Here is a 16,232-nt window from a genome sequence, read left to right on the forward strand (position 1 = left end):
CTCCTCAGCCGAATGTCACCTGCGTTCAGTTCGACTGAACGCAGGTGACATTCGGCGTTCCAGGGCCTAGAAGCGGCCGCCACCTCCGCGGCCGATGCGGTCCGAACTGCTCGGGCCGCCGAACGATCCGGGTCCGGGTCCGCCCCAGCCGCCGCCCCCGCGTCCACCCCAGTTGCCGCCGCGGCCGCCGAAGCCGCCGCGCAGCATGCTGTCGATGAGAATGCCGCCGAGGATCGCGCCGGCCGCGTTGCCGCCGCCGCCCGCCACGCCACCGCTCGGCGGGCGCTGATTGTCCTGGTAGCGGTTGACGTCCGCCTGCGCGGCCCACAGGGCGCGCGACGCCAGTTCGGTCGCGGACTGCGCGTGCCGCAGTGCCTTCGACGGATCCGAGTCCGCGAGCTCTTGTGCGGCCTGCAGGTGCCGCTGCGCCTCCGACAACCTGGTGCGGGCCTCCGCGCCGACGGCGCCGCGCCTCGTCGCGATGTAGTCCGCGGCCGCCGTCACCTGAGCCTGTGCGGCTGTCAGGTCCTGGGCGAGTCGCGCTCGGGCCCGCTCGGCCTGCCGGTTCGCCTCCTGGGCCTCTGCCAGGACCGCGTCGAGTCGGGCGTCCGCCTCGACGACCTTGGTGAAACTGCCCAGCGGGTCGGTGTCCTTGGCGGACTGCGCATTCCGTAGCGCGGCCTCCGCGGCGGCCTTCGCCTCCGCGAGTTTCGGACCGCCCTTCGCGGCGAGTCCTCCCGCCGCGGTGATGCCCTCCTGCACGTCGGCCATCGCCGCCGGCAGGGTCGCGATGGCGTGCCGGATGTCGACGTCGGCGTGATCGACCGCGTCGAGGAGTTTGCGCGCCTGGTCCAATGCTCCCTCGGCCGCCCGGATCGCGATGACCGCCGGACCCTGCTTGCCCGCGGGCAGCGTCGTTGCCTGGCGTCCAGCCGCGATGTTCTGCTCGGCGAACGTGATCCGATCACGCGCCATCGCGGGGTTGTCGTGCACGGACGCCAGCACCGACGCCGGGAACTGGCTGCCGAGCGCGGCGAGTGCGGACTCGGCGGCGGGGACGCGGACGGTGAGCGCGACCACGGCCTGGGTGAGGGCGTCGAGTCGGGCGGGGGCGTCGAGGAGCAGATCGCGCATCGAATCGAATTCGCCGACACGCGCATTGAGTTCCCGGTCGGCGCGCTCGCAGGTCGTGATCAGTTCCACCAGCATCTGCCGCTGCTGCTCGGGCGTTTCCGGGATCTCGTCGTCGAGGCGCTGCCGGATCGCGAACGCGGCCGCGAGCGTCGCGCGGGCCTGCTCGTACGCCGCGGTGAACGGCGCGGTGGCATCGGCACCGAACTCGCCGACGGCGAGGTTCAACTCCTCCTCGCTGGTCCGGATCGCGTTGTCCATCTCCACCAACTCGTCCTTCGCGAGGGCGTCGAGGGCGGGAATCGGCAGTGCCGACAGCGCCTCGGCGTCGGTCGGATCCACCTGCCGCGCCTGGGCGATGGACGCCTCGAGGCGGTCGCCGCGCTTCTTGCGCGAGTACAGGAAGACACCCGCTCCGGCCACGGCGACCACGCCGAGGCCGACACCCAGGATCTTCAGCGACGCGCGGGAGGCGGTCATCGCGTCGCTCAGGCCGCCGGCGGCGGCGATTGCGGCTCCTGCCCAGTCATCCTCGCGCAGAGCGGGTTGCACCGAGTCCTCGTAAATCGATTGGAGTTCGGAATCGGTGACCTCGGACAGCGCGACGGGGACGTCGAACCAGTAGGCGCTGTCCGTCGTCGCGACCGCAAGGAGAGCGTCCTTGTTGCCGAGTCCGCTCAGCTTCGCGGTCTGGGTGGTCCACGCCTCGGGGGACAGGCCGTCGAAGTCGGCGACGTAGACCACCCACAGGCTGACCTTGTGTTCGTCGTACAGCGTGTCGAGGGCGTCCTGGACGTCGGCGCGCTGACCGTCGTCGAGGACGCCGACGGGATCGGTGATGTGATCGGGCAGTCGCAGTGGCGCCTCGGCCGACGCCGTCGCCGGAATCCACGCGAGTGCCACGAGCGTGAACAGCGCGCCCAGCACGGCGGCGGCGGACCGGCGGGCGGCGTGATGAGGGGCGAGAGAACGCGACAGTGCCTGGGCCATGTCACGAATCTATCCGCTGTGGCGCGCCGAGCACGGCGGCCCCGGTGAGCGACTGGCAGAATCGGGGAGTGAATTCCGCGCCCAGTTACGACCCGCCGGACCTGTCGTCACGCCCCGTGCCGCGTCGGTCCTTCGGCGCCGGGGTCGCTCGTTGGATCACCCGACTCGTGGCAGGCGCCGTACTGATCGGTCTGGTGCTGGTCGGTGGCACGGCACTCCGGGTGTGGCAGGTGGCGCGGGTCACCGACACCACGACCGCCGACGCCATCGTGGTGCTGGGCGCCGCGCAGTACGACGGCACCCCGTCGTCGGTGTTCGAAGCCCGGCTGGATCAGGCCCGCAAGCTGTACGAGCAGGGCGTGGCCCCCGCGATCGTGACGGTGGGCGGCAAGCAGGAGGGCGACGAGTACACCGAGGCGGCCTCCGGCAAGACCTACCTCATGGACCAGGGCGTGCCGGGCGGCGCGATCGTCGCGGTGGAGGAGGGGTCGGACACCCTGCTCAGCGTGGAGGCGGTCAGCCGCGAAATGGGCGCGCGCGGCATGCACTCCGCGGTGTTGGTGAGCGATCCGTGGCACTCGTTGCGGACCCGGACCATGGCTCGCGACGCGGGTCTGGACGCCTGGACGGCGCCGACACGTCAGGGGCCTGCTGTCATGACCCGGGAGTCGCAGGTCCACGGAATCGTGAGGGAGACAGGCGCTCTGCTGTGGTACCAGCTGACGCACTTCTCGTCCGACTTCGGATACACGGCGGGTCAATGACCGATTTTCCGACGCGCGCGACGTACAGCGCGCACGACGTGGAGCGCCGTGTGTCGGAGGCGCCCAAGACCGCCAACCTGTCCTCCGGCGCCGAGGGGGCGCAGCATCGCAGTGTCTTTTCCCGCGACCGCGCCCGCGTGCAGCACTCCGCCGCGCTGCGCCGGTTGGCCGACAAGACACAGGTGGTCGGTCCGCGTGACGGCGACACCCCACGCACCCGGCTCACCCACTCGATCGAGGTGGCGCAGATCGGTCGCGGTATCGCCGACGGACTCGGGCTGGACCCGGACCTCGTCGATCTGGCGGGCCTCGCGCACGACATCGGCCACCCGCCGTACGGGCACAACGGCGAGAAGGCACTGGACGAGGTCGCGGCAGTGTGCGGCGGCTTCGAGGGCAACGCGCAGAACCTTCGCATCCTCACGAGCCTCGAGCCCAAGGTGCTCGACGCCGAGGGACGCAGCGTCGGCCTCAACCTCACCCGGGCGTCGCTGGACGCCGCGATCAAGTACCCGTGGACGCGGCCGCGGCCCGGCGCCAAGTTCGGCGCCTACGACGACGACGCCGCGATCCTCGCCTGGGTGCGCGACGGTGCGCCCGAGGGCCGCAAGAGTCTCGAGGCACAGGTGATGGACTGGGCCGACGACGTCGCCTACTCGGTGCACGACGTCGAGGACGGCGTCATCGCCGGACGTATCGACCTGCGCGCGCTCGGCGACCCCACCGAGGTCCGGGCGCTCGCCGAGCTGGGTGCCGGACGGTTCGTGGGGCCCGCCGTCGACGAGTTGGTGGAGGCCGCCGCTCGGCTGTCGCGGCTTCCGGTGGTGGCGACCGTCGGCAGCTACGACGGCACCCTCACCAGTTCTGTCGCACTGAAGAACCTCACCAGCGAACTGGTGGGGCGCTTCGCCTCCGCGGCGGTCGGGGGCACCCGCGCGGTGACCGGACCCGGCCCGCTCGCGCGGTATGAGGCCGACCTGGAGGTACCGCCGATCGTGGCCGCGGAGGTGGCGCTGCTGAAGACCGTCGCGCTCTATTACGTGATGTCCGACGTCGGACACCTCAAGCATCAGGGGCGCCAGCGGGACCGGATTCACCGCGTCGCCGAATGGCTCCTGCGCACCGCGCCGGCAGGGCTCGATCCACTGTTCCTGCCCGCATGGCACGCGGCTGACGACGACGCCGCCCGGGTTCGGGTGGTGGTGGACCAGATCGCCTCGTGCACCGAGAGCAGGCTCGAGCGGATCGACAAGCAGAGCCTGGGTGCCCAGGCCAGCTGGGGCTAGCGCCTAGACTGTCGAGGTGGCCGGCCGAATCCCAGACAGAGACATCGCGGCCGTTCGCGAGCGCACCCGGATCGAGGACGTCGTCGGCGAGTACGTCTCGCTCAAGCGGGCGGGTGGCGACTCGATGAAGGGGTTGTGCCCCTTCCATGACGAGAAGTCGCCGTCGTTCCACGTCAGGCCCAATCACGGCCACTACCACTGCTTCGGCTGCGGCGAGGGCGGCGACGTCTACTCGTTCCTGCAGAAGATCGAGCACGTCAGCTTCGTCGAGGCCGTCGAGCAGCTTGCCGACCGCATGGGCTACCAGATCTCGTACGAAGGCGGCGGCCCGTCGGTTCAGCGTGATCGAGGTACCCGCGCGCGGCTCGTGGCAGCCAACGCTGCCGCGCAGGAGTTCTATGCGGCGCGGCTGAAGGAGCCCGACGCGCAGGCCGCCCGGGACTATCTCACCGAGCGGAACTTCGACGCCGCGGCAGCGGCGCAGTTCGGCTGCGGCTACGCGCCGGACGGGTGGGACACGCTCACCAAACATTTGATGGCGAAGGGGTTCGAGGCGAAGGAACTCGAGGCCGCCGGTCTGGCCAAGGAAGGCCGCCGCGGACCGATCGACCGGTTCCATCGCCGCCTGCTCTGGCCCATCCGCAGTCTCGCCGGAGACGTGATCGGCTTCGGCGCACGCAAGCTGTTCGACGACGACACCATGCCCGGCAAGTACGTCAACACCCCCGAGACCATCCTCTACAAGAAGTCCAACGTGCTCTTCGGTCTCGACCTGGCCAAGCGCGACATCGCCAAGGGGCACCAGGCGGTGGTCGTCGAGGGCTACACCGACGTGATGGCGATGCACCTGGCCGGGGTGAAGACCGCGGTCGCGTCGTGCGGCACCGCGTTCGGTGACGAACATCTCGCGATGCTGCGGCGACTGTTGATGGACGACAGCTACTTCCGTGGTGAGATCATCTACACCTTCGACGGCGACGCAGCGGGCCAGGCGGCCGCGATGAAGGCCTTCGAGGGCGATCAGAAGATGGCGGGGCAGACGTTCGTCGCGATCGCGCCCGACGGGATGGACCCGTGCGAGTTGCGGCAGCAGTCGGGTGACGCGGCGGTCCGCGACCTCGTCGCGCGCCGCACCCCGATGTTCGAGTTCGTCGTCAAATCGCTTCTGGCCGAACATGATCTGGACACCGCGGAGGGGCGGGTCGAGGCTCTGCGCCGCACCGTTCCCGTGGTGGCGCGGATCAAGGAATCGACCCTGCGCGACGGGTATGCGGTCCAGTTGTCCGGCTGGGTCGGCTGGGACGACATTCCGTCCGTTCGGCGCCGGGTGCGGGACGAGGCGCGCAAGTTCGCTCGCGGTGGGGGAGCGCCCACCACCAAACGTCGGCCTGTCGACACTGCCCAGATCGAGGCGTTCCCGACGCCGGCGCCGGGGGTGGCGCGTCCGAGGCCCAATGACCCGGCGCTCTGGCCGCAACGCGACGCTCTCAAGTCGGCGCTGCAGTATCCCGGGATCGCGGGCACCATCTTCGACTCGCTGCCGCCCGAGTCGTTCACCCATCCCGCCTACGCCGCCGTCCGCGAGGCCGTGGCCGCGGCGGGCGGCGCCAGCGCCGGGCTCGGCGGCGCCGAGTGGGTGGACGCGGTCGGTCGGGCAGCAGGCGACGACACGGTGCACTCGATCGTGATGGAACTCGCGGTGGATCCACTGCCGACCGACGAAAACACCGCGCCGCGCTACATCCGCGGCGTGCTCGCGCGCCTGCAGGAGGTGTGGGTGGGCGAACAGGTCGCCGAGTTGAAGTCGAAGTTGCAGCGCATCTCGCCGACCACCGACTCCACCGAGTTCCATTCGCTCCTGGGCGATCTCGTCGCACTGGAGCAGTACCGCCGGAGCCTGCTCGACCAGGCGATCGGCGACACCAGCGGCGAGGGTATTGCCTGACCCTCGCCGCCGATGCGACCTACTTGCGGCGTAGTTGATCCTGTGGAACCAAGATCGTCGTCTGCTCGTCGATCGGTTTCATCGGCTCGAGCTTCGGCTGCGTGCTGAGCGAGTCCGAAAGCTTCTGCCGTCCCACCTCGATGGCCTTCTTGGTGGCAGGGCTGGTCGCCACGGCCTTGGCTGCCTTACTGATCTGTTCGTACCGGGCCCGGCCCGCCCGCGTGCCCAGCACGTAGCCCGCAGCCACGCCTACCAACAACCGCAACATTTCCGGATTCCTCCCGTCGAAGTGCCTTCATACATCCTGCCTGATCGGCCTCTGTTCAGGCGATTTGGTACTCGGGTAGGGGTATGGGCTACAGTTTTCCAGGCGCCGCCGGAAAGGGCAGCGCCGAGCAGGTCAATCCCCTGTAGCTCAATTGGCAGAGCATTCGACTGTTAATCGAACGGTTGCTGGTTCGAGTCCAGCCGGGGGAGCCGAACCGAAGGCCCCTCACCTTAACGGGTGAGGGGCCCTCGGTTTTTCGTGCCCCAAGCGCAGTGGTCAGGCGGCGATGCGGATCGGCCACTGCCCGTCGACGTCGGACACATCGCGGCCTTCGCGCTGGAGATACTCGACGAGGTCGCGTTGACGCTCGGCATGCCAGAGTGTCTGACTGGTCATCACGTCGTCGAGGCTGGCCAGATCCGGGAACCGCTGCGGGAGGATCCGTGCCAGTTCCGCGGCGGCCAGGGCGTCGGACTCCGCCTCGTGCGCCGACGTCAGCACGATCCCGTAGTGCTCACACAGCGCGCCCAGAGTGCGCTTGCCTCGGCGCTTGCGATCCATCTCGCGGTCGATGACGTACGGATCCACGACGAGGCCGTAGTCCGTCAGCGGCGGCCAGCCCAGCCGACGCCCCTCGGCGTCCATCACGGTGAGGTCGTAGGAGGCGTTGAAGGCGACGACGACGTGACCGGCCCGCCATGCCTCGACGAGGGTTTCCCGGACCTCTCGGTAGCCGCCGGCATAGTCCTGGCCCTCCTGACGCGCGCGGGCCGTCGAGATGCCGTGCACGGCGACGGCCCCGGCCGGAATCTCCACCCCCGGATCGACCAACCAGTTCCGGACCCTCGGTCCGTCGTCGCCGACGGTGACGACGGACGCGGTCACGATGCGGGCCGAGAGTGGATCTCGGCCAGTCGTTTCCAGATCGAATGCGCAGATCGGGCGGGTGGTCCAGTGGGTCATCGTGGTCCTTCGGCGTTCGTCCGAGCCTGTTGCTCGAGCGTTCGCCGGTCAGTCTCCTCGCGGGTACCGACATCGAGGGCTCACGCTGCGACACACGCCACCCCGCACACGCGGGCAGCCCCGGTCGGGCGGTAGCATTCGGCGGTCGGCGATACTCGCCGCGGTACGGGGCGGTAGCTCAGTCGGTTAGAGCCGTGGACTCATAATCCATTGGTCGCGGGTTCGAGCCCCGCCCGCCCCACCGCACTTCCCCTTTCTCGGGACCGAGGAAGGGGAATCAATCCTTTTATTCATCGGTTTCGGCGACGGCCCGGTCACTCGAACTTCCCGCATCGTTTCGGCCGTCACGTCGTCGGCTTCGGGCTACGCTCCTCCGGACGCGCAGCCTGGGCGCGAGCGCGAGACTACTTCGGGAAGGTTCCAACATGCTCGATCGAGCAGTCACGTGCGGGCGCAGGCCGACGAGATGGGTTGTGGGTGTGGTCGTCACGATGGCCGCTGTCGGGATGGCTGCGGGCGGGGCCGGGGTGGCATCAGCCGCTGATGCTGCTTCTGCTGGATCTCTGGCCATGAGTCAGACGAGGATCTTGGCGGACGGGCTCTATCGCGTCGGCGCCGACGTTCAGCCGGGGACGTACACGACCGCCGGTCCCTGGCCGGGAAGCCTGCTTCCCTGTACCTGGAGCCGAATTGAAGAGCTGCCGAACGGCGGCGTCGGCATTCTCGACAGCGGGGCCTCGTTCGGGCCGGTCACGGTGACGATCGAGCCGGGCGACGACGGGTTCACGACCGCCGGCTGCCGAGCGTGGAGTCAGGCCGGCGGGCCGGGTTCCGTCGATGCCGGCTCCTTGAACGGTTCGCTCGACTTCGGGTCACTGAGGGCGGGCTCGTTCGGCTCGTGATCGGGTGACACGCGAAGGGTTCCGAACGTCGGGTACTTCTCGCCGGGCTTGTGGCCGAGCAACCTGGCCCGGGCGCCCCGAGCGCCGCCGCCGACGATCCAGGCGTAGCACCAGGCGCCGCTGTCGAGGGCGATGATTGCGATCGTGCGCGGCGCGTAATCCCAGGTCTGAAGTCCACGGATCACCGAACGAACGGCCACCAGCGATCCTGCCAGTGCCGGATCGGCCAGTGACCGGGCCGATCGGACCAGTCGGCTGTCCTCGGTGACGACCCGAAGGTCGAAGCACATCATCTTCCGCGCTTCCTGGTGCGAGTGCCCGCTAGAGGGCGAACCCGACCCCGCTGTTCGGGGCCGCGACGGTGAAGATCGGCTTGCCCTTCGCGGGGTGCCGAGAGGGTTGGACGCGGACGCCGGACGCTCGGTACCCGGGCCCCACGAGCCGCGCGAAGCACCACGTACCGCTGTCCAAAGAGACCAGTGTCTTACGGCTGCGACGAATCATGAGTCACTCTCCGTGAGGTTCGGTTGATCGAGACTGGTCCAGCCTGGCCGTCGGGGCACGGTGTGGACTACCGCACTAATACCTGTTCGAGTACCTGTTTCGACGCGCGAAGGAGTTTTGGACAGGATCGCGCGCATGACTATGGCGTGGGAACGTTCGCCGACATCGTCGTGCGAAATATGTTCGCCGAGAAAGAAATCGGCTGACGAGATCCGTGCGGTCCGCATACCGTGGCGGCATGCCCAGTCCCAGCCCCGACCTCCAGCAGTTGGCGCCGTCTCTGTACCGCCTCCGGATCCCGACGGGGTCGGCGCACTTGCTGAACTGCTACTTCTGGCTCGACGAGGACGGCGTGACGCTGGTGGACACCGGCTGGCCGGACAGTGCCGAACTGATCGCCGAGGCTCTGACGGCACTCGGCCGCGCACGATCCGATGTCCGGAGAATTGTGCTCACGAACTTCCACGAGGATCACGCCGGGTCGGCGGCGGAAATCGCTACGTGGTCGTCCGTCGAGGTGATCGCGGGCGCGGGCGACGCTGCATTCGTGTCGGGCACAGAGCGGGGTCCGCTTCCCGTGCTGACCGATCTCGAGAAGACCATCCACGGCGAGTTCGACGAGCCGTCCCACGGTCCGCCGTGCCGTGTCGACCGAGTGGTGCACGACGGCGACGTGCTGGACTTCGCCGGTGGTGCGCGGATCGTCGGGGTTCCCGGTCACACGCCAGGGAGCATCGCCCTGTACCTACCGGATGCCGACGCCGTCCTGACGGGTGACGCGGTGGCCGAGTTCAACGGCGACGTCATTCTCGGCGTCTTCGACACCGACAGGGAAGCGGCGAGTCGATCGCTCGCTGCGGTCGCAGCGACGGGGGCTGAGATCGCCGGCTTCGGTCACGGCGAGGCCGTTGTCGCGAACGCGTCCGACCGAGTATCTGCGGCCACAGACCCCTTCGCTCCCGCCGGGTGACGGGCGTGGCGCGAGCGGCAGCGTGGTGCGTCGGTCTCATCGGGTTGGTGGTCGTGCCCGTGTGGCTGGTGTACGCCATCCTCATCTCGGAGGCGTCGTTCTTCGGTGAGCCTCCCTCCAGCACGAGTCTCGACCGCGCCGACGAAGCGCGGATGTGGGGACGCGCCATCGCAACCGCCGCCCTGAGCCTCGTCGTCGGTGTCGTCGCGTGGTCCTTCAGCCGCGGTGTCCGGGCCTGGGGGCTCGCAGCACTGGCGTGTATCGGCGCGCTGACCACGGCATTCATCTGGGTGGCGTGAGCCCGGATCTACAGGTCGGGCGGAAGGTACTGTCCGTACAGCCCGGTCGGATTACCGGCGAGATACTGCTGATGTCGACGATCACTCACCAGAACTTGATGATCAGACCGAGGATCAGCAGCACGCAGACGATCGCCCAGAACGATCCTGGGAACAAGATGACGATCGCCGTGCCATTGGTCAGCAGTCGCCGTCTGCGGCAGCCCGAATTGCTTCGCGAACCTGGGCCATGTCGGATCTGCTCAGCTGGTCCCATTCGTTGTTGGCGGCGCTGGTGCCGGACTCGGCGGCCAGTTCCTGCAGCTCGGTGAATTTCTCGGGATGCGCGATGAGCTCGAGGAACTCGTCGGCGGCCTTGCGCACGTCCCAGGCCTCGCCCATCATTTCGGCCAACTCTTGGGGGCCGGCGAAGTAGTCCGTCATTCCCGCGCAGGTTTCCTCGTAGAGTCGGCGACCCGTGGGCGGTTTCGACGTGGTCGCGTCGACGGGCTCCACCAGGGCCGATGGGGAGTCCGTGGCTGCCGTCGCTGACGCGGAAATGGACCGGGCCGACAGGTCGGGTCGTCGCCATTCGGCGCTCGGTCAGCGAGAGCCCTTCCCTGCCCCTCCGACAAGGAGGATGCCGACCACGCCGATCACCACGAACAGCGGCGGGAGCATGGATGCGAAGGCGCCGAGGAGAGGGCCGACGAGCGGATAGAAGAGGATCGAGCCGAGAGTCCCCAGCGTGCCGAGCGCGAACAGCGCGAACCCCACAGCAGTGCCAGGACCCCGGTTCATCGTCCCCATCGTCCCCCCGTGTCGACCTCGGACGCAGCCTAGTCTGGGGCGCCGATCAACCCAGTCCGTGCTTGAACTCCAACGCGTAGGCGATCTTGCCCGGCTTGTCATCGGAGTAGGGCTTGGCGAACTCGCCCTTCGATTGCGATTTGCCATCGTTCCACGCGCTGAGGACGCCGAGAGCGCTTGCGGTGAATCCACTTTCGACCACCGAATCTGCGGGGAGCGCCGTCTGCGCCCGCGTCACACTTTCGACGGTCGCGAGGTAGCTCGCCAGATCATTCTGGTCCCACGTGCTCAGGTCGACACCAGACGCGGCGCGCACCCACGCGGCCCAGTAGAACTCCTGGAACGGAATCGTGCCGGCGGAGAACCCGATGTCGCGGGCGAAGTACAGGAGGCTGCGGTAGCGGTCGTCGTCGAACTTCGCGAGCCCGACGCCGTCCGGAAGGTTGTCGACGGGAATTGTGTCACCGTCGACGTTCCGATCCCACACCCACTTGTTCTTTTTCAACTCGGCCCAGAACGCCCGCTCGGACAGCTCGCTGAGATTGTCCAGAACACGCAGTCGGACATGGAGATCCGGACCGCCGTCGGCGAGTTCGTAGAACGAGGCGAGCGTGTGATGACCGTCGGTGAGATACGGCCGTCCGCCCGGTCCGATCACCACGGTCTTCATCGGGGCGATCGTGTCCGCGGTCTCCGCGCCGACCGGCACCTCGCACGTGAACAAGGACGGATCGGTGAGCGTGGCGCTGGGCGTGGCGGACACAGCCTTCGCCTGGCCGTTCGCCTCGCACCAGTCGTCGAACTTCTTGTTGATCGCGTCCTTGCCGCGGGTGTACCGGCCGAGCTTGTACTAGACCTCGTCGTGGCCCAGCGACGGCTGCGTCGCATGGACGTCGCCGATGCGCACGTCGAGTAGGTCGCCGGCCCGAGCGCACAGATAGTCCGAGTAGTCGGCGCCCGACAGCGACTCGATGGACAGTGAGCCGATGGACAGTGAGCCGATGGACAGCGAGCCGAGCGGGGGAGCAGTGGCGTCGCACGCTCCGGGGCCGACGACGGCGGACGCGGTGCCGGCGCAATAGGTTCCGGTGAGCGCGGCTGCGGCGAGGGCGGCGAGGGCGGCGAGGGCGCTGCGTCGCACGAGATTGATCGGCACGAGCTCTCCTGTTCGAGTGACGGATCGACTGCAGGATTGCCGTCGCGGATGACCGGTAGGACGAGGCTGCCTGTCGGTCCGATGACGACGGGATGAACGTCGGCGCGATCGCCGACAGACGATTTCACGCCACCTCCTCGCCGTTGACCAGGCGATACTTCCCACTGAACGGGTCGTTTGGTTACTCATCACCTAGAACGTGTTCCAATTTGATCGATTTGTGGCTATCGTCACAGCAATCGGTAGTTGGGTACTGAAGGGCGGTTGACATGAAGACCAAGGGCGCATTGCTTTGGGGCGTGAACGAGAAGTGGTCGATCGAGGAGATCGAGCTCGGTGACCCGGTCGCCGGTGAGGTGCAGATCCGCATGGAAGCTGCGGGCATGTGCCACTCCGACCATCACATCGTCACCGGCGCGACCCCGATGCCGTCCTACCCCGCGATGGGTGGTCACGAGGGCTCCGGTGTCATCACCAAGGTCGGCGAGGGCGTCACGGGCGTCGAGGTGGGCGACCATGTCGTGCTCTCGTTCATACCGGCGTGTGGGCGTTGTCCGTCGTGTTCGGAGGGGCATTCGAACCTGTGCGACCTCGGCATGGGTCTGCTGAGCGGTCAAGCCATCTCCGACGGCACCTACCGCATCCAGGCGCGCGGCCAGAACGTGATTCCCATGTGCCTGCTCGGCACGTTCGCGCCCTACATGACGGTGCACGAGTCCTCCGTCGTCAAGATCGAGAAGGACATCCCGTTCGAACTCGCGGCTCTCGTCGGCTGCGGTGTTCCGACAGGCTGGGGCTCCGCGACGCACATCGCCGAGGTCAAGCCGGGCGAGTCGGTCGCCATCATCGGCGTCGGCGGCGTCGGCATGAGCGCGCTGCAGGGTGCGGTCGCCTCGGGTGCGCGCCACGTGTTCGCGATCGATCCGTCGTCCTTCAAGCGGGAGCAGGCACTCAAGTTCGGTGCCACGCACGCCTTCCCGTCGATGGAGGAAGCGATCGTCCCGATCATGGAGATCACGTGGGGTCGCATGTGTCAGAAGACGATCATCACGGTCGGTGAGATGAAGGGCGAGTACATCGATCCCGCCATGACGCTCACGTCGAAGAACGGCCGCTGCGTCGTCACCGCGATGGGTCACATGGCTGACATGGACGTCAGGCTCAACACGTTCCTGATGTCGATGCTGCAGAAGGACCTCAAGGGCAACATCTTCGGTGGCTGCAACGCTCGCGTGGACATCCCGAACCTGCTCAACCTGTACCGGGCGGGTCTGCTCAACCTCGAGGACATGGTGACCAACACCTACTCGCTCGAGCAGCTCAATGACGGCTACCAGGACATGCTCGACAACAAGAACATCCGCGGCGTCATTCGCTACACCGAAGCGGACTGGTGACGCTCTGATCCATCCGCCCTCGTAGTCTGATCGGGTGCAGACTCTCGATCGGATCGGGCAATGGCCGGTGGACAATGCCTCGGCTGCCGTCATGGACGGCAGCCGAGGCATTGCGCATTTCGGGGATCGGCAGCGGGTGTATCAGCTCGCGTCGGTGACGAAGCTGTTGTGCGCGTACGCCACCCTCGTGGCCGTCGAGGAGGGCGCGGTGGAGTTGGACCAGCCTGCCGGCCCCCCCGGGTCCACGGTGCGGCATCTGCTCGCGCACGCATCCGGGCTCTCATTCGGTGATCGCACGGTGCAGGCGGAACCGGGCGGCAAACGCATCTATTCGAGCGCCGGCTTCGAGGTGCTGGCGGATTTCGTCGAGGCCGAGACCGGTATTGCCTTCGCCGACTACGTCGCAGAGGCGGTGTTCGCGCCGTTGGGGATGCGGACGGCCGCCCTCGTCGGTCCGGCCGGCCACGGCGCACAGGCCAGTGTCGACGATCTGAGCCGCTTCGCCGCCGAACTGCTGCGGCCCACGCTGGTCTCCCCGCAGACGCTCGCAGAGGCCACCACCGTGCAGTTCCCGGGACTTGCGGGACTGCTCCCCGGATACGGCCCCAAGCGCCCCAACGACTGGGGCCTGGGATTCGAGATCCGGGACGGCAAGTCGCCACACTGGACCGGCGCCGGCAACTCGCCCGCGACCTACGGTCACTTCGGTCAGTCCGGGACGTTCCTGTGGGTCGACCCGGCCCTGGATGCGGCGTGCGTCGTGCTCACCGACCGGGCGTTCGGAGACTGGGCGAAACCGCTGTGGACCGAGCTCGGCGACGCAGTCGTCGCGGATCTCCGCGGACGCGGGTAGATCAATTTACAGCTACCACTGGCGTAACAGTGGTATCACAGGGCACACTGGTCGACGGTGTGTCCCGTTGCGGCACATCCAGCTCCGGGTTTATCGGCCGAGGTCGTTGGGGAAGACGTCCCTCGTCGAAGCTGGAGGTGTTGCAGTGCGCTCGTTGAACCAGTTCGCGGATGCGACGGCTGGAGTTGTCTACGTCCACGCGTCGCCCGCCGCGGTGTGCCCGCATGTCGAATGGGCGCTCACCTCGATTCTCGCTGCCCGGCCCAACCTGCGGTGGACGGCTCAACCCGCCGCGCCCGGCACACTGCGGGCAACCTGCGACTGGTTCGGTCCTGTCGGTACCGCGTCCCGGGTTGCCGCTGCGCTGCGCGCCTGGCCGCTGCTGTACTTCGAGGTGACGGAGAATCCGAGCGACGGCGTCGACGGCGAACGGTACAGCCACGTCCCCGGTCTGGGGCTGTGGCACGGTGCGACGAGCGCGTGCGGCGATGTGACGGTGGGGGAGATGCGTCTGCGGTCAATGATGGCGGACGGAGGGGACGATCTCGCGGCGGCACTGGCACACGCGCTCGGCACCGAATGGGATGATGTGCTCGAACCGTATCGTAGTGGTGGTGAAGGCGCCGAGGTGACCTGGTTGCGCCGCGACGTGGGTTAGCCATTCCTGCTCCCACTCTGCGAAGTGGCAGACGAATCCCTTTCGGGCGCAACGTTTTTCTCCCACACGAAAGAGCGTGGAATCGAGCGAGCGTGAAACGTAGCGCGACGGGCAGTCGTCAGCTGACGCCCCAGGAACACGCGCACAGGGGTTTCCGGCCGCCGTGCGGGAGTGCGGGAATCGCGCTGTGTGCGGTCTCTCCCTCAGCGGGATCGACGCGAGTGGAGGCGAGCCGCCTGGCGCCTGAGATGATCTCGCTCGGCCAGGTTGGTCGCCTTGTCCGCCGCCTCGATGTACAGCCGCGTCGCCGCGTCCGGGTCGCCGTCACGTTCGTGCAGATACGCGGAAACCGCGGCATAGCGGGGCAGAGACTCCGGCAACGACGAGAGCGCCGACAGGCCGGCCCGGGGCCCGTCCGCCTCACCGACGGCCACCGCCCGATTGAGTAGGACGACCGGGCTGTCGGACAGTTGCGCCAGTTCGTCGTACCACTCGACCACCTGCACCCAGTCCGTTTCCTCTGCGGTGAGCGCGTCGGCGTGCAGTGCCGCGATGGCGGCCTGGGCCTGGTACTCGCCCAGTCGGTCTCGGGAGAGGGCGGACTGCAGGATCGAGATGCCCTCGGCTATCGCCGACGTGTCCCACCGGCCCCTGTCCTGTTCGGCAAGGGGCACGAGGCTGCCGTCCGCCGCGGTCCGGGCGTCGCGTCGGGCGTGATGGAGCAGCATGAGCGCGAGGAGCCCCGCCACTTCGGGGTGGTCGATCGTGGACGCGAGTTGTCGCGTGAGCCGGATGGCCTCGGCCGCGAGATCGATGTCGCCGGAGTATCCCTCGTTGAAGACGAGATACAGGACGCGCAGGACGGTGGCGACGTCGCCGGGCCGGTCGAACCGCACGCCGGAGACCGTGCGCTTGGCGCGGCTGATGCGCTGCGCCATGGTGGCCTCGGGCACCAGGTAGGCCCGCGCGATCTGGCGGGTGGTCAGCCCTCCGACCGCCCGCAGCGTGAGAGCGACCGCGGACGACGGCGAAAGCGACGGATGCGCGCACAGGAAGTAGAGCTGCAACGAATCGTCCACCGCCGACCCCGGTCCGGGCGCCGGCTCGTCGTCGACGACGTCCTCCCGCCGACGGCGTGCAGCGTCCGCCCGGGTCGCGTCGAGGAACCGTCGCCACGCCACGGCGATCAGCCACCCCTTCGGATCGCGCGGCGGGTCGGCCGGCCAGCTGCGAAACGCCTCGACCAAGGCGTCCTGCACGGCGTCCTCGGCCGCCGCGAAGTCGGCTCCGCGGCGGACGAGGACCCCGAGCACGCTCGGCGTGAGGCTCCGGAGCAGTGCTTCATCCACGGAGAAGG

General features: G+C 68.2%; 18 protein-coding genes and 2 tRNA genes. 10 read left to right on the forward strand and 10 right to left on the reverse strand.

The window, feature by feature from the left end:
- Positions 1–66 precede the first annotated feature (66 nt).
- Positions 67–2,121 carry a TPM domain-containing protein gene (locus tag C8K36_RS05425; RefSeq protein WP_107983329.1) on the reverse strand — a complete coding sequence of 685 codons (2,055 nt, stop codon included), beginning with the start codon at positions 2,119–2,121 and terminating at the stop codon, positions 67–69.
- Between the two features lie 68 nt (positions 2,122–2,189).
- Here C8K36_RS05425 and C8K36_RS05430 point away from each other — a divergent pair, with 68 nt between their 5' ends.
- The 3 genes from C8K36_RS05430 to dnaG are packed head-to-tail and all read left to right on the forward strand — an operon-like array spanning position 2,190 to position 6,116.
- The gene (locus tag C8K36_RS05430) at positions 2,190–2,885 is read left to right on the forward strand and encodes a YdcF family protein (RefSeq protein WP_107983330.1); all 696 of its coding nucleotides are present in this window, start codon (positions 2,190–2,192) and stop codon (positions 2,883–2,885) included.
- Entirely contained in the window at positions 2,882–4,171 is a 1,290-nt protein-coding gene (locus C8K36_RS05435) for a deoxyguanosinetriphosphate triphosphohydrolase (protein WP_107983331.1), read from the forward strand. The genes C8K36_RS05430 and C8K36_RS05435 overlap by 4 nt, the downstream gene beginning before the upstream one ends.
- Positions 4,172–4,187: 16 nt before the next feature.
- Positions 4,188–6,116, forward strand: a complete 1,929-nt coding sequence (gene dnaG, locus C8K36_RS05440) for a DNA primase (RefSeq protein ID WP_107983332.1) — start codon at positions 4,188–4,190, stop codon at positions 6,114–6,116.
- Positions 6,117–6,135: 19 nt separating this feature from the next.
- Here dnaG and C8K36_RS05445 read toward each other — a convergent pair whose 3' ends face one another.
- Positions 6,136–6,384 (reverse strand): hypothetical protein, encoded by a 249-nt coding sequence (locus C8K36_RS05445; RefSeq protein WP_107983333.1) that lies wholly within the window; start codon positions 6,382–6,384, stop codon positions 6,136–6,138.
- A gap of 136 nt (positions 6,385–6,520) precedes the next feature.
- On the opposite strand from C8K36_RS05445, the gene C8K36_RS05450 reads away from it, so the two are divergent.
- Positions 6,521–6,593 (forward strand) — tRNA-Asn (locus C8K36_RS05450).
- A 67-nt stretch (positions 6,594–6,660) separates the two neighbouring features.
- On the opposite strand, the gene C8K36_RS05455 is transcribed toward C8K36_RS05450, so the two are convergent.
- Complete coding sequence (locus C8K36_RS05455; RefSeq protein ID WP_107983334.1) at positions 6,661–7,347, reverse strand: 3'-5' exonuclease; 687 nt, start codon at positions 7,345–7,347, stop codon at positions 6,661–6,663.
- Between the two features lie 167 nt (positions 7,348–7,514).
- Here C8K36_RS05455 and C8K36_RS05460 point away from each other — a divergent pair.
- Positions 7,515–7,588, forward strand: a tRNA-Ile gene (locus C8K36_RS05460).
- A gap of 570 nt (positions 7,589–8,158) precedes the next feature.
- Here the strand turns inward: C8K36_RS05460 and C8K36_RS05465 are convergent.
- The gene (locus tag C8K36_RS05465; protein ID WP_107983335.1) at positions 8,159–8,542 is read right to left on the reverse strand and encodes a hypothetical protein; all 384 of its coding nucleotides are present in this window, start codon (positions 8,540–8,542) and stop codon (positions 8,159–8,161) included.
- 28 nt (positions 8,543–8,570) lie between these two features.
- Entirely contained in the window at positions 8,571–8,753 is a 183-nt protein-coding gene (locus tag C8K36_RS05470; protein ID WP_107983336.1) for an enoyl-CoA hydratase, read from the reverse strand.
- A gap of 238 nt (positions 8,754–8,991) precedes the next feature.
- On the opposite strand from C8K36_RS05470, the gene C8K36_RS05475 reads away from it, so the two are divergent.
- Together C8K36_RS05475 and C8K36_RS05480 are read left to right on the forward strand one after the other, a co-directional pair.
- The gene (locus C8K36_RS05475) at positions 8,992–9,723 is read left to right on the forward strand and encodes an MBL fold metallo-hydrolase (protein ID WP_107983337.1); all 732 of its coding nucleotides are present in this window, start codon (positions 8,992–8,994) and stop codon (positions 9,721–9,723) included.
- Positions 9,724–9,728: 5 nt separating this feature from the next.
- Positions 9,729–10,022 (forward strand): hypothetical protein, encoded by a 294-nt coding sequence (locus C8K36_RS05480; protein WP_146176458.1) that lies wholly within the window; start codon positions 9,729–9,731, stop codon positions 10,020–10,022.
- Between the two features lie 180 nt (positions 10,023–10,202).
- Here the strand turns inward: C8K36_RS05480 and C8K36_RS05485 are convergent, their stop codons facing one another.
- The 4 genes from C8K36_RS05485 to C8K36_RS25075 all read right to left on the reverse strand — a co-directional run bounded on the left by C8K36_RS05485 (position 10,203) and on the right by C8K36_RS25075 (position 11,967).
- The gene (locus C8K36_RS05485; protein WP_146176459.1) at positions 10,203–10,445 is read right to left on the reverse strand and encodes a hypothetical protein; all 243 of its coding nucleotides are present in this window, start codon (positions 10,443–10,445) and stop codon (positions 10,203–10,205) included.
- Between the two features lie 159 nt (positions 10,446–10,604).
- The gene (locus C8K36_RS24515) at positions 10,605–10,802 is read right to left on the reverse strand and encodes a hypothetical protein (RefSeq protein ID WP_146176460.1); all 198 of its coding nucleotides are present in this window, start codon (positions 10,800–10,802) and stop codon (positions 10,605–10,607) included.
- Positions 10,803–10,857: 55 nt separating this feature from the next.
- A complete protein-coding gene (locus C8K36_RS25070) occupies positions 10,858–11,625 on the reverse strand; it encodes a ParB/Srx family N-terminal domain-containing protein (protein WP_258195278.1) in 768 nt (255 codons plus the stop codon).
- 36 nt (positions 11,626–11,661) lie between these two features.
- Positions 11,662–11,967: a hypothetical protein gene (locus C8K36_RS25075; RefSeq protein ID WP_258195085.1), complete on the reverse strand. Its 306-nt coding sequence runs from the start codon at positions 11,965–11,967 to the stop codon at positions 11,662–11,664.
- A 269-nt stretch (positions 11,968–12,236) separates the two neighbouring features.
- Here C8K36_RS25075 and C8K36_RS05495 point away from each other — a divergent pair, with 269 nt between their 5' ends.
- The 3 genes from C8K36_RS05495 (at position 12,237) to C8K36_RS05505 (ending at position 14,875) form a co-directional block, all read left to right on the forward strand.
- Positions 12,237–13,364 (forward strand): NDMA-dependent alcohol dehydrogenase, encoded by a 1,128-nt coding sequence (locus tag C8K36_RS05495; RefSeq protein WP_107983340.1) that lies wholly within the window; start codon positions 12,237–12,239, stop codon positions 13,362–13,364.
- 34 nt (positions 13,365–13,398) lie between these two features.
- A complete protein-coding gene (locus C8K36_RS05500; RefSeq protein ID WP_107983341.1) occupies positions 13,399–14,217 on the forward strand; it encodes a serine hydrolase domain-containing protein in 819 nt (272 codons plus the stop codon).
- A 145-nt stretch (positions 14,218–14,362) separates the two neighbouring features.
- Complete coding sequence (locus tag C8K36_RS05505) at positions 14,363–14,875, forward strand: DUF3145 domain-containing protein (RefSeq protein ID WP_107983342.1); 513 nt, start codon at positions 14,363–14,365, stop codon at positions 14,873–14,875.
- Positions 14,876–15,078: 203 nt separating this feature from the next.
- On the opposite strand, the gene C8K36_RS05510 is transcribed toward C8K36_RS05505, so the two are convergent.
- Positions 15,079–16,224 carry an RNA polymerase sigma factor gene (locus C8K36_RS05510; protein WP_107983791.1) on the reverse strand — a complete coding sequence of 382 codons (1,146 nt, stop codon included), beginning with the start codon at positions 16,222–16,224 and terminating at the stop codon, positions 15,079–15,081.
- Positions 16,225–16,232 lie beyond the last annotated feature (8 nt).

Origin of the sequence: Rhodococcus sp. OK519 (assembly GCF_003051005.1) — a bacterium.
In the GTDB taxonomy this organism is placed as follows: Bacteria; Actinomycetota; Actinomycetes; order Mycobacteriales; family Mycobacteriaceae; genus Prescottella.

What these genes read in the sequence shown, in the direction of transcription:
- C8K36_RS05425 (WP_107983329.1), bottom strand. Translation starts at nt 2,121, where the DNA reads ATGGCCCAGGCACTGTCGCGTTCTCTCGCCCCTCATCACGCCGCCCGC.
- C8K36_RS05435 (WP_107983331.1), top strand. Translation starts at nt 2,882, where the DNA reads ATGACCGATTTTCCGACGCGCGCGACGTACAGCGCGCACGACGTGGAG.
- C8K36_RS05445 (WP_107983333.1), bottom strand. Translation starts at nt 6,384, where the DNA reads ATGTTGCGGTTGTTGGTAGGCGTGGCTGCGGGCTACGTGCTGGGCACG.
- C8K36_RS05455 (WP_107983334.1), bottom strand. Translation starts at nt 7,347, where the DNA reads ATGACCCACTGGACCACCCGCCCGATCTGCGCATTCGATCTGGAAACG.
- C8K36_RS05465 (WP_107983335.1), bottom strand. Translation starts at nt 8,542, where the DNA reads ATGATGTGCTTCGACCTTCGGGTCGTCACCGAGGACAGCCGACTGGTC.
- C8K36_RS05470 (WP_107983336.1), bottom strand. Translation starts at nt 8,753, where the DNA reads ATGATTCGTCGCAGCCGTAAGACACTGGTCTCTTTGGACAGCGGTACG.
- C8K36_RS05475 (WP_107983337.1), top strand. Translation starts at nt 8,992, where the DNA reads ATGCCCAGTCCCAGCCCCGACCTCCAGCAGTTGGCGCCGTCTCTGTAC.
- C8K36_RS05485 (WP_146176459.1), bottom strand. Translation starts at nt 10,445, where the DNA reads ATGACGGACTACTTCGCCGGCCCCCAAGAGTTGGCCGAAATGATGGGC.
- C8K36_RS24515 (WP_146176460.1), bottom strand. Translation starts at nt 10,802, where the DNA reads ATGAACCGGGGTCCTGGCACTGCTGTGGGGTTCGCGCTGTTCGCGCTC.
- C8K36_RS05495 (WP_107983340.1), top strand. Translation starts at nt 12,237, where the DNA reads ATGAAGACCAAGGGCGCATTGCTTTGGGGCGTGAACGAGAAGTGGTCG.